This window comes from Dyadobacter sp. UC 10 (genome assembly GCF_008369915.1).
Lineage (GTDB): Bacteria > Bacteroidota > Bacteroidia > Cytophagales > Spirosomataceae > Dyadobacter.
Genome location: NZ_VSRN01000001.1, coordinates 85,931 through 112,775 on the forward strand (window position 1 = coordinate 85,931; position 26,845 = coordinate 112,775).

Consider the following 26,845-nt stretch of genomic DNA (forward strand, 5'->3'; position numbering starts at 1 on the left):
CATCCTATGAAACTGGATATTTTAGCCATCACTGCCCACCCCGACGATGTGGAGCTGTGCTGTGCAGGAACGCTTTTGTCCCAAATGGCTTTGGGCAAAAAGGTCGGTATTGTTGACCTTACCCGTGGCGAGCTGGGTACCCGGGGAACGCCGGAGGGAAGGATCCAGGAAGGAAAAGACGCCGCTGAAATTCTTGGCGTTTCGGTCAGGGAGAATGTAGGGTTGGCAGATGGATTTTTTTTAAACAATGAAGAGCATCAAAAAGCGATCATTCCCTTTATCAGAAAATATCAGCCCGATATTGTGATAACCAATGCGATCGACGACCGGCATCCCGATCACGGGCGGGGCGGCAAACTGGTTGCAGACAGCTGTTTTTATTCGGGTTTAAGAATGATCAAAACCTTCGACGAGCAAGGGAATGAACAGGAAGCCTGGCGTCCAAGATTGGTCTTCCATGCTATTCAGGACAGGTATATCAAGCCCGACTTTGTGATTGACATCACCGCGTTTCACGACCGGAAAATAGAAGCGATCCGGGCATTCAAAAGTCAGTTCCATATTCCTGAATATAAAGTCGAGGGCGAGCCCCAGAGCTACATATCCTCTCCCGAATTCCTGGAATTCATCATTGCCCGGGCGCGCGAAATGGGACATGGGGTCGGCGCTACGTTCGGGGAAGGATTTACAACTTCCAGAATGCTAGGAGTGAAAGATCTTTCTGTATTCATTTGACTTTTTCCCAGATAAAATTGTTGCATAATCACCACCAGAAACAACTGTCTGCTGGATTTTATCGTATATAAGGAAAATCAAAAAATCAGTAGGATATGAAAAATACAGTAGTGCTTGTGATGTCGGGAATGCTGATGCTGTTGCTTCAAAATTGCTATGGACAGTCGGCTTCGAAACAAAGCGAGCAGAAAAAAGCGACCGAGTATTCGCGGACAGACTCTGCTCCGGTTAACAAGAGCAACCAGGACTGGCAGAAGATACTTTCACCGGAGGTTTATGAAGTAGCCCGGCTGAAAGGGACCGAAAGGCCTTTCACGAGCGCCTACGAACATTCCAAAGAAGTAGGCACATTCTATTGTGCCGTGTGCGGCAATGCGTTGTTCAAAAGTGACGCCAAATACGAGAGCGGCTGCGGCTGGCCAAGCTTCTTTGAACCTATCAATAAAAAATCGATCATTGAGGCCAAAGACAACAGCCACGGCATGCGCCGGATTGAGGTCATGTGCGGTCGGTGCAAGTCGCACTTAGGGCACGTGTTCGATGATGGTCCACCTCCTACCGGCCTTCGCTACTGCATCAACGGTGTAGTACTGGATTTTGAAAAAGCTAAGACTGCGGAGAAAAAATACAGTGCAGGCAAAAAAGCCAATTCCGGAAGCTAGTCAAGTCTGCTAGTCTTCAAACTTCCCCAGTACAAAACCCAGATGAAAACCCAACACCAGGCTCGGTACAATCTCACGCGTGCCTGGTGTTGACTCTGCCCAGAATTCGTCAGGACCTCTTATCAATGCATTGTCCAGACCAGGGGTCAACGTGCGGACCTTGATGCTTCTCATACCCAAACCCGCGAAAAGATCCATAGTAAGCCGGCTTGGAAAATAGAATTGCCAGCCCATTTTTGCATGACCGGCACCCACAATCCTTGCAATGCGGATATCCTTATTCTCAAAATAACCGCATCCGCCAAAACCGGAACAATCCATTCCGACCCACTGGTTTTCACGGTAGACGACTTGTTTGAACATAAACTCACCGGCCACGTAGCCCCTTACCCTCCGCTTCCCGAAATAATAATACCGCAATGTGGTCCTGCTTTTGTAAGTCGACTTGTCGGGCACATTGGTTTGTTCTGTATACCAGGCATTAAAGGTCGATCGCCCGTAGCCCAGGTCTTGCTGCAGAGTGACACCGCTTTGCCCGAAAGGAATCTCTACCCCAAATTGGATCGTATTGTCGAAATCGAACATTGGAAGAGGAGAATATTTGATAATTACATGATCCGCAGCAGTTTCAGCATCAACCTGGCCGGAAGCCCCGGCATGTATCAGGCAAAAGATCAGGACATACAATAGAGCGTTTTTCATAGAACCGGAATCTTGCTTAACAATTCAAATTTGTCATCCTGATCATATTTATATTGAAAAAGGCCCTTCTGGCCGGTGACGATCAGATGATTTGGCCGGACGATTACATCGTACGCCGGCAGGTCCTGGTGAAATTGCATTTCAACCGGCCGGATCGGGTTCGAAATATCCATGACCCTCAAACCCTTTTCTCCCTCGCAAACAAACAACTTATTACCAGAAACACCCAGCCCGTACGGTGATGACATTGGCTGGGAATTGACCAGCTGCGGATTGGAAGGATTACTGACATCGACGACATCCAGTGAGCTCAGACTATTGCCCCGCCTGCAGGCAACGCCGCTTCTCAAAGTAACGTAGGCATATTGATCCTGCACCACAACCGGATCACAGGATTGTACGTGCGTAAACTTGCTCAGATAAGCAGGATTAGCGGGATTACTGTTATTGTAAATGTACATGCCGTCATTTGCCCCGATGAAGAGCTGGTTCCGGTAAGGAAAAATCGTTTCGATGCCCACATTCATATCTTTCCTTACCGTTTTTACCGGGTTGGCACCATCGGCAATATTGTAAACTTCCAGAGATTGTTTTGAAACGATGTAAAGGGTATTACCTGTGATAGCGAACCTGGCCATCGAGCCGCCTGAACCAGTTTGCGGATTCACAGCCGATTCCTTGCCTTCCTGGCACGCGGTCAGGATCAGGCAGAGGCCGAGGACGGCAAGGCCAAAAAACAGAAAAGGGATAATCTTTTTCATATTGCTGATATCAAAAGTCGAAACCTGGAAAAGAAATAGTCAATCTATCGGAAACATTTTGGCTGCGCCTGCATCGGTACTTTTTCCCAGCCTGCTACAATGCCTTTCTTGCTATCGACGCATTCAAAATATACATTCTGAGCTGGTGGATAATTGTTGCCTGGGATGGCATCGCTGATCGTCTTCGTCAGCTTGGGTGATAATGGATTGCTAATATCAAAAACGAGCAGGTTTGATACATTATCGGCATAAAGCCAGCTTCCTTTCACCGCAATATCGTAATTGCCTGTGATAGAAATGAAGGACAGGTTTTTGGGGTTTTTTGGATCCTTGTTGTCAATAATATGAATGCCTTTTCCAAGCTCGTTGACAAAGATATAGGGATCGAAAAGGTAAATCTTGCCGGGTTCAACCAGCGGCTGAGGGGCTGAAATATCAATTTTTGCAAGTTCTTCTGAGGTAGCATATACCGGCCGGTAACCCGATCCTTCGAACGGCATCCCATTCGGCGGACTATCGTTTGGCTCGACACAAGCGAAACTGATGAAAACAAGCGAAAGTAGGCGAAGAAATGTCTGCATGATTTAGCTGTTAAATGAGACCCGGATCTTTGACACATTGTTGCATTAAAGGGTTGCAATACCCAAAGGTTTGGACGAAGCATATAGCATTGTCCGTTAAGTAAGTTTTTTCCTCAATTTCCTTTTTATTGACAATTAGCTGATATTTTCGGCCCTCTTAGTCATCATGAACCATTTTCTCCCTCATTTACTCAATGAAAAAGTTCTTCAAAATCTTTGGCGGAATCCTCCTTCTGCTCATCATTTTCGTTGCCGGCGCTGCCATTTATGTTAAAACTGCCCTTCCTGATGTAGGAGAACCGCCCGTAATTACAGTTGAAAAAACCCCGGCCCGGATCGAGCGTGGCAAATATCTGGCAAATCACGTTTCGGTTTGTATGGATTGCCATTCAGCCCGAGACTGGAATTACTTTACGGCACCACTTTCCGGTAATTTCGGTGGAGGAGGTGAAAAGTTTAGCGCCGACATGGGCTTTCCCGGTAATTTCTATGCAAGAAACATTACCCCCTACGCACTTGCAGACTGGACGGATGGAGAGATTTTCCGTGCTATTACCACCGGTGTAAGTAAAAAGGGAAATGCATTATTTCCTGTGATGCCCTACCACGGATTCGGGCAGATCGATGAAGAAGATATTTACAGCATTATCGCCTACCTGCGCACCTTGGAGCCGGTGAAAAACGAAGTGCCGGAATCTGTGGCCGACTTTCCGGTCAGCATCCTGCTCAATACAATGCCGGCCAAAGCCAACCTGACTAAAATGCCGGCAGAGACCGACAAGGTCGCTTATGGCAAATATTTGGTTACCGCTGCCAGCTGCGTAGAATGCCACAGTAAAATGGAAAAAGGCGCGCGCGTCGAAGGCAGTGAGTTTGGAGGCGGCATGGAATTTAAGATCCCTACCGGATTGCTTCGGTCTCCAAACATTACCTCGGATAAAGCCACCGGAATCGGATCGTGGACAGAAGAAGGGTTTGTAAAACGCTTCAAAACCTATGCGGATTCATCCTACAAGCCACATCGAGTCGGCCCCAAAGAATTCAACACCGTAATGCCCTGGACGATGTATGCAGGAATGAAAGAAAGCGATTTGAAAGCAATATTCGCCTACCTGCAAACAGTCCGGCCGCTCACGCACGTGGTTACCAAGTTCGAGCCAAACCCATAATCGCAGACAACAGTCCTGGCAGGATAATTGCAAGAAGGTTACAAGAATCTTTGAGCCTTCTAACATTTATAAAATGACATCTGCCAATATGGAAAATCTGGACACGGTACTCATTCACGCCACACGCCTGGGCAATACTGCCGTAATCAGCGAAATTATCGCGACGGGGCAGGATGTGAATGTGCAGGATGAAAAGGGGTATACGCCGCTCATCATCGCGTGCTACAACAACCGCTATGAGGCCGCCGAGCTGCTCCTTAAGAATGGGGCCAATGTAAATGCCAGTGACCATGGAGGAAATACGGCGCTGATGGGTGTTAGTTTTAAAGGATATGAGGACCTGGCCCGGCTGCTGATCAGTTATCGCGCCGACCTGAACCTGCAACATGGAAATGGCGGTACTGCATTGATGTTCGCGGCCATGTTCGGCCGGAACGAGCTGGTGAAGCTGCTGCTGTCCGAGGGCGCTGATACGACCATTCTCGATGTCAGGGGATTATCGGTAAAAGACCTGGCCTTGCAGCAAGGCAATCAGCAGGCCCTTGAATTGCTTTCCTGAAACGGGCATGGTTTGCACATGAAATAAATCGCCTCACGAAACATGTTTCGTGAGGCGATTTATTTATTAAAACATCATCATGCAGGAACCTTTCGCGGTTTTTCCCTTTCCCAAAAACGGTGCTGAGAAATAGCAAGAATCAATTGATCCGCTAGTTTTTTCGGGTCCTCTCCTACTACAATACCTTCTCTGAGCACCGTCTGGTCTGAAAATTCCGACGGTATCTTTTTGCTGAAATACGTTGCCTCTAATACCTGAGCAGCTCCCAGGTCGGCTGCTATCGCCTTGCAATGCTTGAAAGCTTCGTTAAGGAAGTGTACCGCATCTGCTTCCGCTTCAATCGTGGCCACACTATTAGTACCACCCGGAACATACACAGCGTCATAAAATACCGAAGCGGCTGTTAAAAGGCTGTGGTTAACCGGGATTTGCTCGTCACCCTCCGATAGAATGAAATTAAGCCGTGGCGAGATTATCTCCACAATAGCGCCAGCCCCTTCCAATGCGGCTTTCACTGTGGTCAACGATTTTTCATCAACGCCATCTGCGGCCAGGAATGCTATTTTCCTGGTCTTGATGGTGTCTTTCACCGTGTTGGCCATACTCAATGCAGCCGACGCCTTCAATGCGGTATCCACCGTAAACGGATCGTAGTCTGCCAGATTTCCATCAGCTGGAATACTGTGGTTCACAGGTAGTTCCGGATCCTGTGGAACCGGGATGCGAAGCGCAAAAGCAACCGCCGCAGCAAGGCCCTTATCAACGAGTGACAGTATCCCCAACATCCGCTGCCGCACTTCAACGGACTGCACCTTGCCAAGTTCAAAGCTGAATGCATCGATCATGTGGTTCCTCTCCGGATCCGACTGGCTATTGTAAAAAAGCTGCGCTTGCGAAAAGTGATCGAAAAAACTTCGGCTCCTTGCCCTGATCTTTTTGGCATCGATCCGTTCCGGATAGGAAGTAAAACCGCCTTCTGAAGCCTTCGCCTGCAAAGGATAACCATTCCCCAAACTATTCGGGTTGTAGCTTGACTTTCCCCTGTTGATCGTTTGGCGCATGTAACCGTCGCGCTGGTTGTTATGAACGGGCACGATGGGCCTATTAATGGGTATCTCCTGAAAATTGGGACCTCCCAGGCGGATAAGCTGTGTATCTGTGTAAGAAAATAACCTGCCCTGAAGAAGCGGGTCATTGGTAAAGTCGATTCCCGGCACCACGTGCCCGATGTGGAAAGCTGATTGTTCGGTTTCAGCGAAAAAGTTGTCAGGGTTCCTGTTGAGCGTCAATTTACCAATCCGCTGCACGGGTACCAGTTCTTCGGGTATAATTTTGGTCGAGTCCAGCAGGTCGAAATCAAATTTAAACTCGTCCTCTTCTGGCACAATCTGCACGCCCAGCTCCCATTCCGGGAAATTGCCGCTTTCAATTGCATCCCACAAATCCCGGCGATGGTAATCGGGGTCCTTACCTGATATATTCTGGGCTTCATCCCAGGCCACAGAATGCACACCAAGCAGTGGCTTCCAGTGGAATTTGACAAAATTCGAAACGCCTTCCGCGTTAACAAAACGGAAAGTGTGGACGCCGAAACCTTCCATCATCCGGTAACTGCGCGGAATTGCCCTGTCGCTCATCAGCCACATAATCATATGCGCAGACTCCGGCATCAGGGAAATAAAGTCCCAAAAAGTATCGTGAGCCGATGCGGCCTGTGGCATTTCATTGTCAGGCTCGGGCTTTACGGCGTGAACCAAATCCGGGAATTTAATAGCATCCTGGATAAAGAACACGGGCATATTATTACCCACTAAATCGAAATTTCCCTCCTGGGTATAAAATTTGACCGCAAACCCACGCACATCGCGGGCCAGGTCGGTGGATCCGCGTGATCCGGCTACCGTCGAAAATCTCACAAAAACGGGCGTTTCAAGCGATTCGTCGCTCAGGAAATGCGCTCTGGTCACACCCGACATTGACTTATAAGCCTTGAAAACCCCGTGCGCCCCTGACCCTCTTGCGTGTACGACCCGCTCGGGAATACGTTCATGGTCAAAATGCGTGATTTTCTCACGAAGTATAAAATCTTCCAGCAGGGAGGAACCCCGCTCACCTGCCTTCAAAGAATTCTGATCATCATTGATGCGCACGCCGTGGTTCGTATTCATCAGCTCGCCCGTACTGTCAGCCGTATGTTCGGCCAACTGTTGGGTTTTCTCGGTTTCCTGCCTTTTAAGAGGCTTATCTGTTTTTTTATCGTCTTTCATATAGCTCGTTGGAATAAATTATGCTTCGGTGGAAGCCTGGTAGTTGATATCACTTTCTGCTACCTGAGTAAGCAGTTGATCGGCCGTTTTCTCTTCGGCAAGTGTCTGGCCAAGGATTTCGGCCGCATCGCTGAACCCCAGCGTGGTCGCGAGCTGTACTAGCCCGCCGTAGGTCGCAATTTCGTAGTGTTCTACCTTTTGGGAAGCAAGGATAATGCCCACGTCGCGGGTGGAAGTTCCTTCATCGGTGCTTTCGATGATACCCTCCGCTTCTTTGGTAAGTCCTTCCATTGCATCACATTTTTTGGCAATAGCCGCAACGCCGAGCATATCGAAAACCACTTCCAGCCGGCTTACGTGCTCTTTTGTTTCTGACAGGTGATTTTGAATAGTTGTTGCCAGCTTTTCAGAATGCGCCGATCCGATCATTTTAGGAAGTGATTTGACCAAATGATTCTCGGCCCAGTAAATATCTCTTAGCGCGTCCAGAAAGAGCTCATTTAACGCAGGCTCAGCCGCAGCAGTAGTTTTGGTTGTGAATTTAGGTTCTGAACCTGTTTCAGTTTTCATGATGATTTGAAGTTTGTTTGCGCCGTTTGCTACAAATCACGTACCACTGAAAAATTCCTGAAACTTCCCCAAATGAATATACCTGCTAATAAGAAATCCATTGTTACATGGACCAGCATTAAAAACAGGCAGTTGCTCGCTTTTAACTCCGCCAGCTAATGGTGAACATGAATTTGACCAGTTTAAAAAGTAAGCGAACGACGATGATGAACAGACGAGATGCTATTCAACGGGTTGCCCTGTTGCTCGGAGGCACGTTTTCAGCACCCACATTGCTGGCAATGCAACAATGGGAAAGCAATTTGAGCAAGAAAGTACCTGTCGCTGACCTTGCTTTCACGGACCGGCAAAAACTGATCGTCTCAGAAGTTGCCGAACTGATCATTCCAAAAACAGATACACCCGGGGCCCAGGACGCCGGCGTACCCGAATTTATCGTCATGATGCTGCACGATTGCTACAAGTCGCCGGAGCATGCCAGCTTTTTGGAAGGCGTTAAAAACCTGGAAAAGAAGGATTTCATGTCTCTGAACATATCGGAAAAGACTGAGATACTCAGACAGGTCGAAAGCGATTCGGTTGAACAAATGAAGGTATATCAGGTCCGGCAAACTAAAATGGGCGACAATGAAGACCGTGAGCAAATGAAGGAACAAGCCAAGGGTTTGCCTTTCTGGAGACTAATGAAGGAGCTGACCATGCTTGGTTATTTTACCTCCGAGCAAGGCATCAAATCTTCTTTTGACTACGTGCCTATTCCTGGTAAACTGGAAATGATCCAGCTGAAACCCAATCAAAAATCCTTCGCCTACTAGCCATCACCATGAACCTCAATCTGAAAGCAAATAAAACCAATACATACGATGCTATCGTGGTCGGCTCAGGCATGACCGGCGGTATGGCTGCAAAAGAACTTACCGAACGCGGTATCCATGTCCTGATGGTCGAGCGCGGCCGGGAAGTGAAACACATTGAAGACTACGACACGGCGATGAAAGGCCCCTGGGAATTTGAGCACCGGGGAAAGGTATCGATCCAGTCGGCGGAAGAATACTGGGCCAACAGCCGTTTTGGAACCCTGGCCAATGAGGAAACCGGAGGTTTTTTCACAGATGATAAGAAAAACCCGTACATAGAAAAGCGCCCTTTCGACTGGATCAGGGCCTATCATACCGGTGGAAAGTCCATGCACTGGGGAAGACAATCCTACCGGATGAACAAACAGGATTTTGAAGCCAATGCGAAAGAAGGGATCGCGATCGACTGGCCAATCCGCTACGAAGACCTCGAACCCTGGTATACGCACGTTGAAAAATTCGTCGGTATCAGCGGTCAGGCGGAAGGCTGGGACGTACTGCCCGACGGCCATTATCTGCCCGCCATGCCCATGAGTGCCCCGGAGATTTATTTCCGGGAAACAATGATGAAAAAGCTGAAACGTCCCGTGACGATCGGCCGGATCGCCAACCTGACCAAGCCGCAGCCCTGGCATACCGAGCTGGGCCGCGCCTCCTGCCAGTACCGGTCGAAATGTGCCAGGGGCTGTCCTTACGGTGGCTATTACAGCTCCCTGTCCGGTTCCATCCCAGCGGCACGCAAAACGAATAAGCTGACTGTTTTGCACGATACAATTGTCAGCGAAGTGATTTACGACGAGAAAACGAAAAAGGCCAAAGGTGTCCGGGTGATCAACCAGCATACCATGGCAGTGGAAGAATTTTTCGCAAAAATTATCTTTCTCAACGCGGGCTCAATGAATTCGGCTGCATTGCTGCTCAACTCAAAATCCAACCGGTTCCCGACCGGGCTTGGCAACGATAGTGACCAGGTAGGACGTAACATTATGGACCACCACCTGGGCGTCGGCGCCAATGCGACCGTGGACGGTTTTGAGAAAGATTACATATACGGGCAGCGCCCCAATGCACTTTACATTCCCAGGTTCAGGAACTGGGGAACAGACAAAAGGCAATTCCTGCGCGGCTATGGTTACCAGGGCGGAGCCAGTAAAAGCGACTGGAAGCGCGGGATTACGATGAATGGATTCGGGGCTGATTTTAAAGAAGATATGACCCGCCCGGGGACATGGACGATGGGCTTTGGCGGTTTTGGAGAGATATTGCCCGACCCTTCCAACCGGATGTTTTTAGACAAAGAAAAGACAGATAAATGGGGTGTTCCACTGATCGTATTTGATGCTGCATTTGGCGAAAATGAGCTTGCTATGCGAAAGGATATGATGAATTCGGCCGTTGAAATGCTTGAAGTCGCGGGCTTTAAGCAGGTAACCGGGTTTAACCGCCAGGATACGCATCCAGGACTGGGCATTCACGATATGGGCACGGCCAGAATGGGGAAAGATCCTAAAACATCGGTTTTGAACAAATACAACCAGGTTCACGATTGTAAAAATGTCTTTGTCACTGACGGGGCTGCCATGGTTTCTTCTTCCTGCGTCAACCCGTCTATTACCTACATGGCCATGACCGCCCGGGCGGCCAGTTATGCTGTGGATGAACTGAAAAGGCAGAATTTGTAATAACAGATCAGCCTTATTTCGGGTACAGGCTTTTTATCATTTGACAAAAAAAGTAAATTGAGCAGAGGTAAACCTACAAATCCTTGCGTCTGCTTAAAGAATTACTTTTAACCTTTTTCCTGACAACAGCCCCCGGCCTGCTTCGAGGACAGTCCGACCAGTTGCGCTTTTTGAAACTGGATGTCAGGAACGGGCTTTCAAACAACCATCCCACATGTTTCCTGCTCGACAGTCAGGGCTTCATGTGGGTAGGTACCAATTCGGGACTCAACCGTTATGACGGATATCACTTCAAGGTTTTCAGAAACGACGCCAGCGACAGCACCAGCCTGCGCAGCAACAGCATACGCAGCCTTTGGGAAGGCCCGAAAGGAAAGGTATGGGCCAGCTCAGCCACCACAAATAGCGTTTACGATCCACTGACAGAAAAATTCGCCGCGAATACTTCGCACGAGCTCAAACAAATGGGTATTTCGCCCGGTTTTGTCAGGATTATTCACAAAGACGGAAAAGGAAATTATTGGTTTGCACAGGAAAATAACGGACTATTCAACTATATCCCGGCTGCAAAAGGCAAAGCTGCTCATTTGCTGCATGCACCAAAAGATACAAACAGCATTTCCAGCAATGAAATATCAGCCATCGCCAACAGCCCCGACCGGCATTTATGGATCATGCACCGGAACGGAATACTGGAAAAAGTCAACCCTCAAACGCGCAAAGTGGTCTGGCGATCCGACTACCTGGCAAAAAAGCACAAACTGAGACTGCTCAACTACGGCATTACGGTGGATTCAGACGGAGAATTGTGGATCTATGCGATCCGGGAAGATCTGGGCGTCCACCGTTTCAATCCATCCGAACTTTCCTTTTCATTTTATAATAAAACACAAGGTAACCCGCGCCTTAACTCGGATATTATCCAAGGCGTAGTGCAGGACAACCAGGGAAGGATCTGGATCGGTGTAGACCACGGGGGTATTAATCTCATCGATAAAAAAAAGAATGAGGTCTCCTACATCCTGCCTGACGATGACGACAGGAATGCGATCAGTCAGAATACTTTTAATGCGATTTACAAAGATGCATCGGGGGTGATATGGCTGGGAACCTACAAAGACGGGGTTAACTATTATCACGAGGACATTTTTCGCTTTCCGCTTTTCAAGCACAAGCGCTCCCAGCCTGCCAGCCTGCCTTATAATGACCTGAACAGGTTTCTGGAAGACAAAAAAGGAAATATCTGGATGGGGGCAAATGGCGGGGGACTGATTTATTTCGACCGGCAAAGAAACACCTACAAGCAATATCTGCACGATGCGGCCAACTCTAATAGCCTGGGAAGCAATGTCGTGATCAGCCTTTTTCTTGACAGGCAGGAAACACTTTGGATAGGTACGTACTTTGGCGGCCTCAGCTCGTTTGACGGACAAAATTTCAAAACATACCGGCATAACCCGGCCGACCCGGGCAGTCTTTCGCACCACAGTGTCTGGGAAATTAAGGAGGACTCGCGTGGAAATCTATGGATAGGTACCCTGGACGGCGGCTTAGAGCTTTTCGACCGTCAAACCGAAAAATTTACCCATTATCCGGCCCGGCTACCTGGTTCTGTTCACGATGCCTATATCAGCGAGATTACAGAAGACGACCGCGGGAATTTGTGGCTTGGTACCTCATTCGGCGTCGATATACGGGATGCTGCGACGGGTAAATTTACCAATTACCATCATGAACCGGGCAAACCCAACTCTCTCAGCAACAACATCGTGCATGCGATCGTGCAGGACTCGAAAAAGCGGATCTGGGTCGGCACCCAGGACGGACTCAACCTGTATGATCCTGTAAAAAAACAGTTCCGGGTATTCCGACAAAATGACGGACTCCCACACAATACTGCCCTCTCGGTGGTAGAGGACGATTCCGGCGACATTTGGATCGCAACGCCTCACGGACTGGCCAGAATGCAACTGGCTCAGACCAGCGAAGGTCTTAAAATACAGTTCATCAACTACGACGAAAGCGACGGTTTGCAGGGGTCGGAGTTTACCGAAAATGCCGCGTTGAAAACGCGTGACGGAGCGTTGTTTTTTGGTGGTGCAAGAGGGTATAACCACTTCCGTCCTGAGCAGATCCTGCCCAAGGCTATGTTCCGGAATGTTGTTTTGTCTTCACTTTCAGTTTCCAATACGAAAGTCAATGCGGGGGACAAAATCGGGGATGGCAGCGTGATACTTACCAGCGCGATCTCGGAAACGAAAAAAATAGTGCTGCCACACAGTGCCAATATCTTCGCGATAGACTTTGCAGTACTCAATTTTTTTCATCCTCAAAAAATCAGCTATCTCTATAAATTAGAAGGCTTTAACGAAGATTGGGTACCTGCACAAGCCAGCTCGCGGACTGCATCCTATACCAACCTGGACCCAGGCACCTACCTGTTCAGGGTGAAGGCCTCGAACGAAAACGGCGACTGGAATAATGAGGAAACGACGCTGGAAATTGAGATCCTGCCGCCCTGGTGGAACTCCCCCGTTGCAAAGCTAGCTTATCTGGCCCTGTTCATATTCGCATTGTATGCAGCTGCTAAAACGATCCGGAACAAAGAACGCGAAAAGTACCTGATCGAACAGGAAAGACGGGAATCAAGGCGGCTGCGGGAAATCAATGATGTCAAGATCCGGTTTTTCACCAATATGAGCCACGAGTTCAGGACGCCGCTGACGCTCATTTTATCACCTCTGGAAAAGATCCTGAAGGAAAACACCGATTCACCCCTGTACAATCAGATGCAGCTGATGCAGCGTAATGCGAAGAGGCTGTTGAACCTGGTCAACCAGCTGCTGGATTTCCGTAAGCTGGAAGTGAGCGGGATCAGGTTTAATCCAACCGAAGGCGATATTGTCCAGTTCGTAAAGGAAGCGGTTTTTTCATTTACCGATATTTCTCAGAAGAAGCAGGTCGGCCTGTATTTCCAGTCTGAATTGCAGAGCCTGAATGCTTTTTTCGATCAGGACAAGCTGGAAAAAATTCTTTTTAACCTGCTTTCAAATGCGTTCAAATTTACCCCGGAACACGGAAAAATAACAGTTGAAATTGCCAACGCGCGGCCAACAGGAAGCCATGCCCGGTCGTGGCTGGAAATGAAGGTGCGCGATACCGGCATTGGTATCCCGCACGATAAAAAGGACAAAATCTTCGAGAGCTTCTTTCAAAACGATCTGCCGGCCGGGCTACTTAACCAGGGAAGCGGCATCGGGCTTTCCATTACCAAAGAGTTTGTCAACCTGCACGGTGGCTCGATTACAGTTGATAGTGAACCCGGCGCGGGGAGCTGTTTTAAAATTCTGATTCCGGTACAAGGCGCAGAAGGCTCCGTTTCCGCGGGACCAATCGCTGAAATCGCATCAAAACCAAATCCCGTTCCGGTTCTTCCGACCGGGCCAGGCGCGGATGCGAGTGCGCTTCCCGTCTTGCTTCTGGTAGAGGACAATGAGGATTTTCTCTTTTACCTGAAAGACAATCTCAAAGAATTTTACCGGATTATCGAAGCAAGAAACGGCTCGGAAGGCTGGTCAAAAGCGATAAGCGCCATTCCTGACCTGGTCGTGACGGATGTTACCATGCCTGAAATGGATGGAATGGAGTTAGTGCGGAAGCTGAAAAATGACGAACGCACCTTACACATCCCGCTGGTCCTGCTCACTGCGGGCACCTCCCCCGACCAGCATCTGCAAGGCTACGAGCTGGGTATTCATGATTACATTGAAAAGCCCTTCAACTTTGAAATTTTGCAATTCCGCCTTTCCAATATTCTGCGACAGCAGGAAGCGGCCCGCAAAACGTTCAGCCAGCATATCGCCATCAAGGGAAGGGATATTGCCATCAGCAGCCGCGACGAGAATCTGGTCAGACAGGTCATAGCGATCGTTGAAGATAACATCGGCAATGCCGACTTTTCGGTGGAGGCCCTTAGCCGGGAAGTGGGAATGAGCCGCATACACCTGTACCGCAAGCTCAACGCTATTTCGGGAAAAACCCCGGTCGAGTTTATCCGATCGATACGTATGGAGCGCGCCGCCCGGCTGCTCGAACAAAGTCAGCTGACCATTTCCGAGGTAGCCTACCAGGTGGGTTTCAATAACCCCAAGTATTTCGCCCGACAGTTCAAGGATGAGTTTGGCGAGCTTCCCTCTGCTTATCTGAGCAAGAGGAAAAACAAGGCTTAACCCCAAACAGCCTACCCAAAAAAGCGATTTCCAGCTTCACAAATCGTATTCAGGTAACTTTTGATACGGTACAATGTAACATTTGTACCCGCTTACATTGTTGCGCGTTCTATACATTTGCGCTGATGATACACCTTCAATAATATTCCAGCAAATCGATAAACCTCCATATAAAATTTTGAAAATTCTATTAAGATACCTCCCACGAAGCTAACATTACATATAAGACAAAATAAAAGACTTGACAGATTACCTCTCCCCGCTAATTATATCAGTTGTTTTACCTATACCAAATAATCTAATGAGAAAACTTGTATGCAGCTTGCTGTTACTGTTCAGCTTTTCGGGGGTCTATGCGCAGACCAAGATCTCCGGAAAGGTGACAGGCGGAGCAGGAAACCCTCCCCTGCCGGGTGTTACTGTCGTAGTGAAGGGATCGAAAACGGGCACGACCACCGACACCGAAGGCTTGTTCAGCATCAATGTACCAGGCCCGGGCACGGTGCTGAGCGTTTCCTATATCGGCTACACAAAGCAGGAAATCGAGGTAGGAAACAAAACCTATTTCGATATTACGCTTTTGGAAGATGCAACTTCACTTTCGGAAGTTGTGGTGACGGCCCTGGGTATTCAGCGGGAGAAAAAATCGCTGGGCTATGCAATCCAGGAAATCCAGGGATCGGCTTTGTCGGATGCAAAGGAAACAAACCTGGCGAATGCATTCACGGGTAAAGTAGCCGGTTTGCAGGTAGTCCGTTCCAGCAATGGCGCTGGCGGATCATCCAAAATCGTATTACGCGGCAATACCTCGCTCACCGGAAGTAACCAGCCCCTCATCGTGGTGGACGGTATTCCGATCGACAACTTTACCGGCACAACCGAAAACGGTTACTGGGGGGCCGGGCTGGACCTGGGGAACGGGCTTGGCGACATCAGCGCCGAGGACATTGAAACCATGAGCGTCCTCAAAGGTCCGTCGGCTGCGGCTTTGTACGGTTCACGCGCCGGTAATGGTGTCATTTTAATCACCACCAAATCGGGACGCAAGCAGCCTGGACTGGGTATTACTTTCTCGACTACCCTCGGGACCGAGAACATATTTATCAAACCTGAGCTTCAAAATTCCTTCGGCCAGGGTACTGATAACATCTACAATGCCATGAATACCACCAGTTGGGGGCCGAAAGTAGAGGGGCAGACAGTGACCAGGTGGGACAGCACACAGGGGCCGCTGGCTATTCATGACAATGTCAACAACTTTCTGAGATCGGGTTCAAGCCAGAATTACAGCCTGGGACTGCAACAACAATACGGCTCTACCGCGGTTTTTGCATCGCTAAATTACCTGGAAGACCGAAGCATTATCCCTGGAAACAAACTCAAGCGCGTCAACTTCACATCGAAAGCGACGACGCATTTCGGCAGGGAAAGCCGCTGGACAAGCGATATCAAAATGGCTTATAACAATACTTCCGGCTACAACCGGCCGATTAACGGCAGGGACAACAGCAGTGTGTTTGTATTATATATGCTGCCAAGAAGTCTGGACATCCGTGATTTCAGCGCTGCTACCAATGAATTCGGCAAAATGCTGTGGTATCCGGGCGCCCCGGGCTCACAGTCGAACCCTTACTGGCTGAGCCGCTATAACCTCAACAATGATGCACGGAACCGCTTTATTATGAACGGATCATTGAAATATGCGTTCACCGACTGGCTGGATGCAGAGGTAAAAGCGGGGGGCGATTTGTACACCACCAACACCGAGCGGAAAACCTACGCGGGTGGCCCGCTTTCGAACTCCTATTCACTGGGCAAACAAACTTTCAGTGAAACCAATTACAGTGCATTGATCAAGGCTACGAAGGATGAAGTATTCGGCTTATTGGGCGGTACATTCACGCTGGGAGGTAACTTAATGCAGCAAAAGTTCAGCTCGCTGACCGTCAATACAGGCGCTTTGGAAGTTCCTAACCTGTTTACTCCGACCAACTCGGCTGCTGCGCCACAGGTTTGGCCGGGTTACAGCCGTAAAAAAATCAATTCTGTTTACGGTTCTTTGGGACTGAATTATGGGGGTTGGATATTCTTTGACGTCACGGCAAGAAACGACTGGTCATCCGCACTGATCGAAGAAAACCGCTCCTACTTCTATCCATCATACAGCCTCTCCTACGTGGTGACGGATATGCTTGAAAAAATGGGCACCAGCATGCCGCTTTGGATGAACTACGCCAAACTCCGGGGCTCGTATGCGACGGTTGGAAATGACCTGGCGCCTTACCAGCTGTACAATGGTTACAACATTTCCAAAGATCCCCTCAGCAATACGATCGCGGTAAGGCAATCGCTGCTGAAAAATTCTGGCGTGAGAAGCGAATTGATCAAAAACCTGGAATTGGGAGCTGAACTTAAGCTTCTGAACAACAGATTGAGACTAGACTTTACCTGGTACAAATCCAACGCGACACGCCAGCTGATCGACATACCGATGGACCCGATGAGCGGCTATTCCAGTATGAAAGTGAATGCCGGGAATATCCAGAACAAAGGGATCGAGATCATGGCCGACCTGGGTATCCTGACCAAGCCTACCTCGGTTAACTGGTCTATCACGGCTAATTTTTCCAAAAACGAAAACAAGATCATCGATATCGCGAAAGATCTGGGTGTAAACGAATACCAGCTGGGCGCATTTGACGATTTGTTTATCAGGGCAACCACGGACGGACTGTACGGGGATATTTACGGAACCCGGTTCCTGCGCGTGAAAGACGAGGCCAGCCCGCACTTTGGCAAATTGCTGCTCACGGCAGAAGGCCTTCCGCAACGCGACGCGACGATCGTCAAGCTGGGTAACCAGCAGGCAAAAGGGCTGCTGGGCATTTCCAATAATTTCTCTTACCAGGGAATCGGCCTCTCCTTCCTGATCGATGCGCGTTTGGGCGGAGAGATATTTTCTGCATCCAATGTGGGACTTCAGTCAGCTGGTGCTGCGGCAGTAACTGCTCCGGGCGGCGAGAGACCTGAGTTTGTGGTCGATGGAGTTGTCCAGGCGGAAGGTAGCGAGGCGACGATCAATACCGAGCCAGTTACCCAGCAACAATACTGGAGCACAGTTTCTACCCTTAATAACCTGGGGGTAGGAGAAGCATACATTTACGATGCGACCAATATCCGTCTGCGGAATGTAATGCTCAGCTACACCTTGCCTAAAAAGCTGCTGGGTAAGACTTTCCAGAAAGCGAAGATCAGCGCGTCGGCCAATAATGTATGGATGATAAAAAGTCATCTGAAAGGCATTGACCCCGAGTCTGTTTTTGCGACAGGTACCAATGCAGTAGGCTTTGAAAACGGCGGATTCCCGACCATGCGCTCGTTCCTTTTCTCGCTCACCCTCGGATTCTGATCATCAGTTTAGATATAAAGATTTCAAAATATATGAAAGCATTTTTTAAAAGGGCGGTCCTGCCCGCTGCGGCGCTGATGTTGTTTACAACGGCCTGCAATGATTTTGATGAGATAAATGCAGACCCTTACCTGGCCACGGAGAACCAGGTGCAGGTAGAGTATTTTATCAACGGCTCGATTATCGGGAGCCAGATGGACCCGCATATCGCAGAGCGTGTATTTGTATTGTACTGGAAAACGGCCGGTCGCCAGCAGGCAGGCGGCGGAATATCGACGGGCGGCTACAACGATGGCTGGTCGAGCGACTATTACGGGGCCAGTTACCTGGGAGGATGGCTCAATAGCATTTATGCGGCTGTCCAGGTGGCCGAAAAGCAGATCGAAACCGGAAACATCAAAGAGTACACGGGCAACCTGCTGCAAGTTGCGCGGATCTGGCGCGTGTACCTGCTCAGCGAGCTGACCGACAACTTCGGCCCTATTCCAATCAATGGTTTTGAGGGTAAAAACCCGGAGTTTTCTGACGAAAAAACGGTGTATTACTACCTTCTGGATGAATTGAAAGACGCTTCTGCAAAACTAGACCTGAGTATTTCAAGTTCTGCAATTTCAAAATACGACCAGGCCTATGGTTTTAGCTATGCCAAGTGGCAAAAATATGCTAACTCAATGCGGCTGAGGCTTGCCATGCGCCTTTCGGAGGTAGATCCCGCCAAGGCAAAAGCAGAATTCGAAGCCGCCGCCGCAGGACCATTGATCACCAAGGCGGACGAGACTTTCCAGATCCAGGAAACAGGCGGCTGGGATGCGCTCACGGGGGTTATGACGCGCGAATGGAATTATTTCCCAATCTCTGCGACAATCAATAACCTTTATCTTGGATTGGGTGGCATTAAATCGGCAGATCAGGTAAGGCCGGCCCAGCTTCCTTTTATCAAACCGCAGGATTATCTCGGGCTGAGATTTGCAGATCATTTTACGACGATGACCAACGATCCTTCGGCTGGCTATTGGCTGGACGGGCTGCCAAATACCATCGATCCCCGGGCATACAAAACCTATATCATTCCCGGCGATGTCGACAACGCTGACTTCAACGCCTACCCTTCGTGGGACAACACCGCAAAAACCACCGAACGGACTCTGGTGGATGCCGCAGGGGCAACAGTCAAAACCATTGAAGCAAAAAACACCTGGAATGCGCCAGCTAACGGAGACTGGGGACCGAAAGGCGCTAAAAACAATGTACGTTCCTACAATGGTACTATTCCCCGTCACGGCCAGCATTTGAGAAACGGAACCAGCAAAAGGATCTTCTTTGCTTCCTGGGAGACTTATTTTCTGCTTGCCGAGGCTGCCGTAAGAGGTTGGACGGTACCGATGAGCGGTCAGGCTGCCTACGAGGCGGGTATCGATGCCAGCCTGGCTTACTGGAATGTGACGAATTTCGCAGCTGCCTACAAATCGTCTACCGCCTACAACCGGGTCGGCACGTCGGTGAGCTGGACGCATGTGGCCGAGCCGCCTGCAACCTATGTCATGAAATACAAAGATGGGTACACCAACGCGGAAGGTACGGTCAACAGGATTTATCCTGTCAATAACCTTTACAAGAATGGCGCTGTAAAAAACGACCTTCTTACCAAGATTATCACACAGAAGTTTATCGCGCAAACGCCCTGGCTGCCTTTGGAAGCATGGAGCGATCACCGCAGGCTGGGACTACCTTTCTTTGAGAACCCGGCAGTTGAAAATCCGCTGGTCAATATGCCTGCGCTCAATGCCAGCAATTACATGACTTCCAATATCAAGTTTTTCCCGCAGCGCCTCAAATATCCTTCCAGCCTGCCTGCAAGCAATGCGAGGGGGTACGACCAGGCCCTGAATTTCCTGGGAAACCCGGACGGAACGCTGACCCCGCTTTGGTGGGCGAAACACTAACATCGCAAATTAGATTCGTATTACTTAAACCGGGCATTGAAGCAGTGCCCGGTTTTTTGTTACTGTTCAGAGTCAGTCAGCTATTCACTTTTCAACACCGCCGCGGGGTTACTTCTGGCCGCTCTCAATGCCTGGCTCCCAATAATCAGAAAGGCGACGAGCATGACCACCAGCACACCGGTGAGCATCGCTAGTACATCGATAGGCGCGTGATATACGAAGTTTGCGAGCACTACTTTATCGAAAAACAGGTAGGTGGCCGGGAGTGACAGCAGCGCAGCGATTAACAGCAGCGACAAAAATCCCCTGCTTAACAGAAACACCAGCCCACCCTCGCTTGCTCCAAGCACTTTGCGGACACTGATCTCTCTCAACCGGGTTTCAGTCGTAAATACAACCATCCCCAGCAGTCCCATCGACGCAATGCAGACTGTCAGAAATGTAATAAATCCGATCACTTTGACCACTACGGAATACTGACTGTAAAAGATTTCGATCTGCTCATCGTAGAACCTGGCTTTCAGCTCATGCACCTTATCCACTTTTTTCCATGCCCTTTCCATGCCTGCGCGGGTAGCTGCCCAATCCTTCGTTTTGACGGAAACGTTCAGGTATCCCCCTTTTTGCTCGCTATCGTACTGACGAAAAGCCATGGGCTCGATTTTGTTCTCCGCAGTACCGAAATGAAAATCTTTTAAAACACCCACAATCGTCAATTTCTTATCATCCATCTGCAACACTTCTCCCAACGCTTTTTTCGGATCGCGGTTACCCACGTTAAACCGCTTCAGGACCTGTTCATTTACGATAATCTCGGTTTCGTTCCCTTTGGCGGGCCGGGTGGTAAAGTTCCTCCCAGCCAGGAACTTATGCTGATGCAGGGGCAGGTAATTATTGTCGACAAAATTGAGATACAGCCGAACCGAATCGGCAGGATCCTTATACTTCGCGTTTGTACCGGTGAGCGTGCCGATACTGGTCACAATGTTTGACCGGGATATGGTGCCCACCTCCGGCATTTCGGCCAGCTCTTTTTTCAACAGCTCGGCCTTATTGTCCTGCATCCAGATGTTAACGATGTTGTCCGTCTTAAAACCCAGATCAAATGCCAGAAATTCTTTGTACTGATGATAGCCCAGCATGGTTGTGGTAATAAACATCAATGAAAAAGTGTACTGGATCAGGATCAATGTTTTGCGCAGATTAACCCGACGGAAAACCGTGATGCCCGAGGTACCTTTAAGCACCTGTATTGCCTTCATTCTTGAAAAAAACAGCGCTGGCAGAAAGCCTGCCGCAATGCCTACCAGCGTGGCAAATGCAATAAAATACAGCACGATTTTTGGTGTGAGTTCGAGCGCGACCAGATGATCGGGGAATTGCTCCAGAGACATAAACTGCTTGCGGAGCACTAGAAACAAAAGAAAGGAGAAGACCAGCGCCAGCAGTGCAATGATCACCGATTCGGCAACAAACTGGCCCAGTACATGCCCTTTCAGCGCACCTACGATTTTGCGCACACCCACTTCCCGGGACCGCCTCAGTGACCGTGCTATGGAAAGATTGGTGTAATTAAAACAGGCAGACAATACGACAACGAATGCCAGGCCACCCAATACCAAGGCCACTGCCATCGGAAAGCTATGCCCTATTTCGTTGGAATAATGCTTGCCCAGCGTGATCTCCGAAAGCGGCTGAACCGACAAGCTGATCCTGCCGTTTTTCAGTCCCTTATTCTCCCTGGCTGCCAGCTGGTTCAGGTTTGCCTGCATGGCGGCGGTGGTACCGTTTTCGGGTATTGTGAAATAGGTATAGTTGGAATAAAAGTGCTCCCAATCCGTTTCCTCATACGAAAACCAGCCTTCACTTTCCGCGCTCGCAAACGATACCAGGGCTTCAAACCTGAGGTGCGACAGGTTGGGAATGTCTTCAAGAATTCCGGTTACGGTATAGCTCAATGTGTCAAACTGTATTGATTTGCCTAACGCATCTGAGTCGCCGAAAAGCTTTTTAGCTGTTTTTTCAGTCAGCACCAGCGAATAAGGCTCCCGCAGCGCAGTAGCCGGGTCGCCTTCTTTCATTGGAAAGGTAAATACCTTGAAAAACGACTCGTCGGCCCACCAGCCGGTCAACGGGAGAATGGTTTCTTTTCCTATCCTGGCGTCACGTGAAAATCCTGGCCTCAGCTGGGTAAGATCCTCAAACCCTGTAAAAGACTCCTTCATCTGTTTACCCGCTTTCAGCGACATAGACGCAAAGTCTGCGGGCGATTGCCCCGGCTGCTCACTTTTAGTAACCACCCTGTATATACGCTGCTTTTTCTTGTGAAAATCGTCGTAGGAAAGAAAATCTGTCAGCAGCGCTATGACCAGCAGCCCTACCGACATGCTGATCGCGAGACCGACGATATTGATAAAGGAAAATAGCTTATTGCGCACCAGGCTGCGCCGCGAGGTTTTCAGGTAGCTGCTGATCATAAAGTAGTGAATATAGAGATTGAGAAAATCCGGTTTCCTAACCGTGTACGGCCTGAAAAATTTAAACACATCCATGACATAGATCCACCTGGCGCGCCTGGCGCCTTTCGTCTTTACATTCCTGTCGAAGTACTCGTTCAGATCACCCTGCAGATCTTCCAGCAGCCCTGGCCGGCAATACCATTCCAGAAACCGTTGCGCCCACTGAGGCGGCTGCGCTTTTTTCTCAGGTAGGGTCGTTTTCATCAGGCTGGTTCGATATTAAATCCCGGAATAATATTCCACAAACCATCCCGCACTTCCTTCGCCCGCATCAACCCAACCTTACCCGCCTGCGTCACTTCATAATACCGCTTGCGCTTCCCGCCCCTTTCACTGGTAGCCTCCCCCAGCCTGCTTTTAACAAGGCCTTTCTGTTCCAGCCGGTTCAGCACCGCGTGTACGACACCGAGCTTCGAAACCCTGCCAGTATGCTTTTCCAGTTCATCACAAATCGCCACACTGTACGCATCCTGCACCAACGCGGCGATGGTCAGCAGTACCAGCTCCTCAAATTCCCCTAGGTTCGTCCCCTTCATAATTTCAGATCTTCAAATTAACAATTCCGTAAATGTATGTATAATGGTTTTATTAATTCATGTTTTGTATGTAAAAATGTCAAAATTTCCAGGCAGTTGCATTTCTTTTCTAACTCCTTCTTACCTTGTCCGACCTGGTGCATTTGCTTTTACATTTTTGTTTATTACACTTTTAGAATTTAAAGTCTTGCTGGTATGCGTAACTTATTTACAATTTTATTTTTCTTATTTTCAACAAGTATAACTTTTGCACAATTTGGGGTTAGTGCCCATCAATCCAATTTGCCATTTATAGGCTTCAGCTATGAGTTAAAAGACCGGTTTCTTCCAGAACTCCGTGCGGGCATAGATACACAACTGGATAACATGTCGTTAGAGGCTGTGGTCAGTTATCAGTTCCTCAATAAAGAGGACTTTGAAGTATATGCCGGATTGGGAGGGAGAATAAATACGCTTCCTGGTTTGGTCGTTCCCTTAGGAGCTCACTTTTTCCCTTTTCCTGCAAAGACTTTTGGATTTCATATAGAGCTGGCTCCAATCATTTCAGAAGGCTCGCCAATTATCAGGGGAAGTTGGGGCATTCGGTACAGATTCAAACAAAAATAGTATTCAATGCACATCGGCAAAAAAACCTTTCATTATGAAAAGAAATCTTCTCTATGGTTTAGCTGCTCTGCTATTGTTGAAAATTGCCGCCCCTGATCCTGCGTACTCTCAAAAGGTAAAAAAGTGGAACTATGGTGTATTGGCCGGATTAACCTCTGAACGATTTAAAGTCGTCAAAAGTGATAAATATCAAAATCAAATTTTATCAACTTACACCTCTACAGCAACGTCGTGGCTGAATTTTGGCGGAGCGTTATGGGCGGAGAGAAAGCTCTTGTCAACATGGGCAGCGATCCCGCAAATCGGTTATGAATTTGTTCATGTCCAGGACAATGTCCTTACAGGTGCAACGAAGAAATCAGGCAATGGTTCTGATTTCAAGGAAACCCATCATTATCTGTCCCTTGCGCTACATTTAAGAAAGTATTTCTTAAATAATGCAAACCTGAGACTGTTTGTTGATGGCGGAGTAAAAGCAGACAGGCTGGTTAGATTCAAAAATGAATATTGGCGGTATAAGAATGAAACCTGGAAACCAACTACTCTTAAAAATATAGACCCCGCCCTCCTGGTCGCAGCCGGTGTAAAGCAGGGAAGATGGGCAGTATCAGCAGAATATCAGTATTTCCTGGGAATGCCGCTTGTTAAAAAGTACCGTGGCGATTTATCACCCAATGGGGTGAAAACGAATTTAGAAAGGCAGAACATGTCAATAAGGGCAGCATTTACAGTATTTAAATGACTTTATCGTCTTAAAATTATATCAATATATCCACCTGCCCAAAGCATGTATAAATGGCGCAGCGGCGGATTCCTGGTAAATGCAGGTGCAGAAAAACAACGATCCCTGGTAAGCAATTCAGCGTAGACCTAATGCCGGAATATGCTTTATTTCATGCTGATAGCACACATATCAACAGATAGGCTTCTATGAAGTAATCATCTAAAAAAATTGTGTAATTTTTAAATGATTATCACCATTTAAAAAAACAGCTACATGAAAATATCATTACACATCATCTCTCTTCTGTTGATAATATTCAGCTGCAAATCCGGCACAGAAACAGGTGATCCGGCATGTGGTCATGATGTTCAATGCGCTCTTGGCAGAGCCCAATCGGTATGCGATCAGAATACAATGGTGTGGTTGTCAGATATGCTTACCAAAGCTGAAGAAGATCGCATAAGTAAGACCCACAAAGGAAATTATATAGGCATGATTTCTCTTATTAGGTACAAAGGTCAACCTGTTGTTTACACTAATTTTGCGCTGGGCAGTGGCGGAATAGCCTTTTATTTATTTGACTGTAATGGAAACCCTGTTAGCTGTGAAGCAGATGATGAAGCAGGTAAGATTCCCGGCCTGGCAATGGCAAAAGAAAATGTAATCTACACTAGTCTGATTGAGTGACAAAATACTAACATAAAAACACCGGGTGAATTCAAAGACAAAACTCTGAATTCACCCGGTAGAGCACTTTCTTACTACTAAACACTACTCTTATTTCATTAACTCCGGTGTGATCATCTCATCGCTGCTGTTTCGGGGAAGCTTATAGACATCCCCGTCACGGTTGGTAAAGTACAGGTTCGATTCGGAAGGCTTGCGGCCGTTGCCGTCTGCCCAGATACCGTAAAAGTCGGGTTGAGCCCCCGAGGGCCTGCGCACGTACGAGTGGTTCATTTCACTGTTCCGGGTCAGCTGCTTTTCCTTTTGCCAGGTCTTGCCCCTGTTTTTGGTCAGCCACATCGCTACTTCTCCACCCGGATTATAAGCCTGCGGGCCGTCTACCGTGGGACCTACCACTTTGATAACCTTCCTGGATTCAACGTATACCGAGCCCATATCATAGTTGCTGTCCGAAGTGGTTACTACGTTATTAGTCCAGTTTTTCCCCCGCCTGCGAAACAGCGTCCATTCCCGCGGGCTATTATCCGGGCCGGCTTCGTAGCCTTTGCTGGAAATAACCAGGATAGCAGGCTTCCGGCGCTTATCGAAAGTAATGTCCAGCAGGTAACAGTTCAGTTTTTCACCAGCATAATCTTTTACCAATGCGATGTTTTGCGTAGATGTAATGGGCAGCTGGGCCTGTGCCCCTTCCGCATTCTGCCAGGTTGCACCAAAATCAGAAGTTTCCAGGTAATGCAGGTTGGTCCTGTAATTCAATCCTTTACCATCGGGATGATAGTCAAAAGCGACACCCACCTTGCCATTTGACTCGGCGCTCACCTGGTAATGCCCGCTCTGAATATGGGCCAGTACTTTCCATTCATTCCAATGAACACCGTCCCTGGTAGTATTGTATCCGATCACGCGCTGGCCCGCCTTATTGTATTTGGTAAAAAGGGCTATAAAACCTTTCCCTTTGATCGGATAAACCTGAAAATAGGAAAAGTTGTTGAAAGGCTGCGCCTGGCCATTGACGATCTCCGTTGCTTTCACGGTTTCGAACGCACTGATATCGTAAGGCTTTTTGCTTTTGTGAATGTAAGATGGCCGCGGCGTTCCGTGAGAAGTTGAGAAAATCCAGATATGTCCCTGATCATCCATTGAAATAACCGGATTGTCGTGCGCATCGGTCGTTTTTTTATCGAGCAAAATCACGGGATTGGCCACTTTCTTGGTCTTGTGGTCAAAATAGGAGACGTTATGAAGCAATGTGGAATTGGTATCGTCCGTGCCCCCAAAACAGAAAAACGTTTTGTCCACTTCCTTTGAATAAATCGCGAAAGGACGGTGATTAGCCGGGTACACAGCAAGCCCTCCACTATACTTATAAACATATTCATCATTCGAAGGCTGGTTCATATACCAGATCCCTTTGAAGCCATTTGCCTTCTGCTGAACGATTTCCGCCTCGGCGTACCTGGCATCCGGATGCACCGGTTTCTGCTGCGCCTGCACAGCCGGCCCCAATGATATGAAAAGATAAAGGGCACTAAATTTCAGGTGGGTTTTCATATTACTTGTTTTCTATTCATATCGATTTTCGGGCAACCAGCCCAAAATTTAAAGCACCTTCTGGACCGCATCTTCCCCGGTTGACTACTTTCCACC

General features: G+C 48.5%; 20 protein-coding genes. 12 read left to right on the top strand and 8 right to left on the bottom strand.

Going from position 1 to position 26,845, the window contains the following annotated elements; translation table 11 throughout:
• The first annotated feature begins 6 nt into the window (after positions 1–6).
• Together bshB1 and msrB are read left to right on the top strand one after the other, a co-directional pair.
• Complete coding sequence (gene bshB1, locus FXO21_RS00300; protein WP_149638223.1) at positions 7–735, top strand: bacillithiol biosynthesis deacetylase BshB1; 729 nt, start codon at positions 7–9, stop codon at positions 733–735.
• Positions 736–830: 95 nt separating this feature from the next.
• Positions 831–1,397 (top strand): peptide-methionine (R)-S-oxide reductase MsrB, encoded by a 567-nt coding sequence (gene msrB / locus FXO21_RS00305; RefSeq protein WP_149638224.1) that lies wholly within the window; start codon positions 831–833, stop codon positions 1,395–1,397.
• Between the two features lie 9 nt (positions 1,398–1,406).
• Here the strand turns inward: msrB and FXO21_RS00310 are convergent, their stop codons facing one another.
• The 3 genes from FXO21_RS00310 to FXO21_RS00320 are packed head-to-tail and all read right to left on the bottom strand — an operon-like array spanning position 1,407 to position 3,441.
• Positions 1,407–2,099: a hypothetical protein gene (locus FXO21_RS00310; RefSeq protein ID WP_149638225.1), complete on the bottom strand. Its 693-nt coding sequence runs from the start codon at positions 2,097–2,099 to the stop codon at positions 1,407–1,409.
• Positions 2,096–2,860 carry an LVIVD repeat-containing protein gene (locus tag FXO21_RS00315; RefSeq protein ID WP_149638226.1) on the bottom strand — a complete coding sequence of 255 codons (765 nt, stop codon included), beginning with the start codon at positions 2,858–2,860 and terminating at the stop codon, positions 2,096–2,098. The genes FXO21_RS00310 and FXO21_RS00315 overlap by 4 nt, the downstream gene beginning before the upstream one ends.
• Before the next feature lie 44 nt (positions 2,861–2,904).
• Positions 2,905–3,441, bottom strand: coding sequence for an LVIVD repeat-containing protein (locus tag FXO21_RS00320; protein WP_149638227.1), 537 nt, complete (start codon positions 3,439–3,441; stop codon positions 2,905–2,907).
• A 194-nt stretch (positions 3,442–3,635) separates the two neighbouring features.
• Here FXO21_RS00320 and FXO21_RS00325 point away from each other — a divergent pair, with 194 nt between their 5' ends.
• Together FXO21_RS00325 and FXO21_RS00330 are read left to right on the top strand one after the other, a co-directional pair.
• Complete coding sequence (locus FXO21_RS00325) at positions 3,636–4,610, top strand: c-type cytochrome (RefSeq protein ID WP_149638228.1); 975 nt, start codon at positions 3,636–3,638, stop codon at positions 4,608–4,610.
• 73 nt (positions 4,611–4,683) lie between these two features.
• A complete protein-coding gene (locus tag FXO21_RS00330) occupies positions 4,684–5,169 on the top strand; it encodes an ankyrin repeat domain-containing protein (RefSeq protein ID WP_225865501.1) in 486 nt (161 codons plus the stop codon).
• Positions 5,170–5,246: 77 nt separating this feature from the next.
• Here FXO21_RS00330 and FXO21_RS00335 read toward each other — a convergent pair whose 3' ends face one another.
• Together FXO21_RS00335 and FXO21_RS00340 are read right to left on the bottom strand one after the other, a co-directional pair.
• Positions 5,247–7,436 carry a catalase gene (locus FXO21_RS00335; protein WP_149638229.1) on the bottom strand — a complete coding sequence of 730 codons (2,190 nt, stop codon included), beginning with the start codon at positions 7,434–7,436 and terminating at the stop codon, positions 5,247–5,249.
• 18 nt (positions 7,437–7,454) lie between these two features.
• Positions 7,455–8,006, bottom strand: a complete 552-nt coding sequence (locus FXO21_RS00340; protein WP_149638230.1) for a YciE/YciF ferroxidase family protein — start codon at positions 8,004–8,006, stop codon at positions 7,455–7,457.
• A 206-nt stretch (positions 8,007–8,212) separates the two neighbouring features.
• Between FXO21_RS00340 and FXO21_RS00345 the strand changes: the two genes are divergently transcribed.
• The 5 genes from FXO21_RS00345 to FXO21_RS00365 all read left to right on the top strand — a co-directional run bounded on the left by FXO21_RS00345 (position 8,213) and on the right by FXO21_RS00365 (position 20,126).
• Positions 8,213–8,821, top strand: a complete 609-nt coding sequence (locus FXO21_RS00345) for a gluconate 2-dehydrogenase subunit 3 family protein (RefSeq protein ID WP_149643297.1) — start codon at positions 8,213–8,215, stop codon at positions 8,819–8,821.
• Between the two features lie 8 nt (positions 8,822–8,829).
• A complete protein-coding gene (locus tag FXO21_RS00350) occupies positions 8,830–10,545 on the top strand; it encodes a GMC oxidoreductase (protein WP_149638231.1) in 1,716 nt (571 codons plus the stop codon).
• Between the two features lie 83 nt (positions 10,546–10,628).
• On the top strand, positions 10,629–14,774 hold the full coding sequence (locus tag FXO21_RS00355) for a hybrid sensor histidine kinase/response regulator transcription factor (protein ID WP_149638232.1): 4,146 nt from the start codon (positions 10,629–10,631) through the stop codon (positions 14,772–14,774).
• Between the two features lie 301 nt (positions 14,775–15,075).
• Positions 15,076–18,183, top strand: coding sequence for a SusC/RagA family TonB-linked outer membrane protein (locus tag FXO21_RS00360; RefSeq protein WP_149638233.1), 3,108 nt, complete (start codon positions 15,076–15,078; stop codon positions 18,181–18,183).
• A gap of 32 nt (positions 18,184–18,215) precedes the next feature.
• Positions 18,216–20,126, top strand: a complete 1,911-nt coding sequence (locus FXO21_RS00365; protein WP_149638234.1) for a SusD/RagB family nutrient-binding outer membrane lipoprotein — start codon at positions 18,216–18,218, stop codon at positions 20,124–20,126.
• An 80-nt stretch (positions 20,127–20,206) separates the two neighbouring features.
• On the opposite strand, the gene FXO21_RS00370 is transcribed toward FXO21_RS00365, so the two are convergent.
• Together FXO21_RS00370 and FXO21_RS00375 are read right to left on the bottom strand one after the other, a co-directional pair.
• A complete protein-coding gene (locus FXO21_RS00370) occupies positions 20,207–22,849 on the bottom strand; it encodes an ABC transporter permease (protein WP_225865502.1) in 2,643 nt (880 codons plus the stop codon).
• Positions 22,849–23,181 (bottom strand): PadR family transcriptional regulator, encoded by a 333-nt coding sequence (locus FXO21_RS00375; RefSeq protein WP_149638235.1) that lies wholly within the window; start codon positions 23,179–23,181, stop codon positions 22,849–22,851. The genes FXO21_RS00370 and FXO21_RS00375 overlap by 1 nt, the downstream gene beginning before the upstream one ends.
• A 195-nt stretch (positions 23,182–23,376) precedes the next feature.
• Here FXO21_RS00375 and FXO21_RS00380 point away from each other — a divergent pair, with 195 nt between their 5' ends.
• The 3 genes from FXO21_RS00380 to FXO21_RS00390 all read left to right on the top strand — a co-directional run bounded on the left by FXO21_RS00380 (position 23,377) and on the right by FXO21_RS00390 (position 25,198).
• Positions 23,377–23,787, top strand: a complete 411-nt coding sequence (locus FXO21_RS00380; RefSeq protein WP_149638236.1) for a hypothetical protein — start codon at positions 23,377–23,379, stop codon at positions 23,785–23,787.
• Between the two features lie 34 nt (positions 23,788–23,821).
• Complete coding sequence (locus tag FXO21_RS00385; RefSeq protein WP_149638237.1) at positions 23,822–24,529, top strand: porin family protein; 708 nt, start codon at positions 23,822–23,824, stop codon at positions 24,527–24,529.
• Between the two features lie 255 nt (positions 24,530–24,784).
• Positions 24,785–25,198, top strand: a complete 414-nt coding sequence (locus FXO21_RS00390; RefSeq protein ID WP_149638238.1) for a hypothetical protein — start codon at positions 24,785–24,787, stop codon at positions 25,196–25,198.
• Between the two features lie 90 nt (positions 25,199–25,288).
• On the opposite strand, the gene FXO21_RS00395 is transcribed toward FXO21_RS00390, so the two are convergent.
• Positions 25,289–26,749 (bottom strand): BNR-4 repeat-containing protein, encoded by a 1,461-nt coding sequence (locus FXO21_RS00395; RefSeq protein WP_149638239.1) that lies wholly within the window; start codon positions 26,747–26,749, stop codon positions 25,289–25,291.
• Positions 26,750–26,845 lie beyond the last annotated feature (96 nt).

Bases quoted from the DNA above. Each gene is read 5' to 3' on its own strand.
- bshB1 (WP_149638223.1), top strand. From the start codon at position 7: ATGAAACTGGATATTTTAGCCATCACTGCCCACCCCGACGATGTGGAG.
- msrB (WP_149638224.1), top strand. From the start codon at position 831: ATGAAAAATACAGTAGTGCTTGTGATGTCGGGAATGCTGATGCTGTTG.
- FXO21_RS00310 (WP_149638225.1), bottom strand. From the start codon at position 2,099: ATGAAAAACGCTCTATTGTATGTCCTGATCTTTTGCCTGATACATGCC.
- FXO21_RS00315 (WP_149638226.1), bottom strand. From the start codon at position 2,860: ATGAAAAAGATTATCCCTTTTCTGTTTTTTGGCCTTGCCGTCCTCGGC.
- FXO21_RS00320 (WP_149638227.1), bottom strand. From the start codon at position 3,441: ATGCAGACATTTCTTCGCCTACTTTCGCTTGTTTTCATCAGTTTCGCT.
- FXO21_RS00325 (WP_149638228.1), top strand. From the start codon at position 3,636: ATGAAAAAGTTCTTCAAAATCTTTGGCGGAATCCTCCTTCTGCTCATC.
- FXO21_RS00330 (WP_225865501.1), top strand. From the start codon at position 4,684: ATGACATCTGCCAATATGGAAAATCTGGACACGGTACTCATTCACGCC.
- FXO21_RS00335 (WP_149638229.1), bottom strand. From the start codon at position 7,436: ATGAAAGACGATAAAAAAACAGATAAGCCTCTTAAAAGGCAGGAAACC.
- FXO21_RS00340 (WP_149638230.1), bottom strand. From the start codon at position 8,006: ATGAAAACTGAAACAGGTTCAGAACCTAAATTCACAACCAAAACTACT.
- FXO21_RS00345 (WP_149643297.1), top strand. From the start codon at position 8,213: ATGAACAGACGAGATGCTATTCAACGGGTTGCCCTGTTGCTCGGAGGC.
- FXO21_RS00350 (WP_149638231.1), top strand. From the start codon at position 8,830: ATGAACCTCAATCTGAAAGCAAATAAAACCAATACATACGATGCTATC.
- FXO21_RS00360 (WP_149638233.1), top strand. From the start codon at position 15,076: ATGAGAAAACTTGTATGCAGCTTGCTGTTACTGTTCAGCTTTTCGGGG.
- FXO21_RS00365 (WP_149638234.1), top strand. From the start codon at position 18,216: ATGAAAGCATTTTTTAAAAGGGCGGTCCTGCCCGCTGCGGCGCTGATG.
- FXO21_RS00370 (WP_225865502.1), bottom strand. From the start codon at position 22,849: ATGAAAACGACCCTACCTGAGAAAAAAGCGCAGCCGCCTCAGTGGGCG.
- FXO21_RS00375 (WP_149638235.1), bottom strand. From the start codon at position 23,181: ATGAAGGGGACGAACCTAGGGGAATTTGAGGAGCTGGTACTGCTGACC.
- FXO21_RS00380 (WP_149638236.1), top strand. From the start codon at position 23,377: ATGCGTAACTTATTTACAATTTTATTTTTCTTATTTTCAACAAGTATA.
- FXO21_RS00385 (WP_149638237.1), top strand. From the start codon at position 23,822: ATGAAAAGAAATCTTCTCTATGGTTTAGCTGCTCTGCTATTGTTGAAA.
- FXO21_RS00390 (WP_149638238.1), top strand. From the start codon at position 24,785: ATGAAAATATCATTACACATCATCTCTCTTCTGTTGATAATATTCAGC.
- FXO21_RS00395 (WP_149638239.1), bottom strand. From the start codon at position 26,749: ATGAAAACCCACCTGAAATTTAGTGCCCTTTATCTTTTCATATCATTG.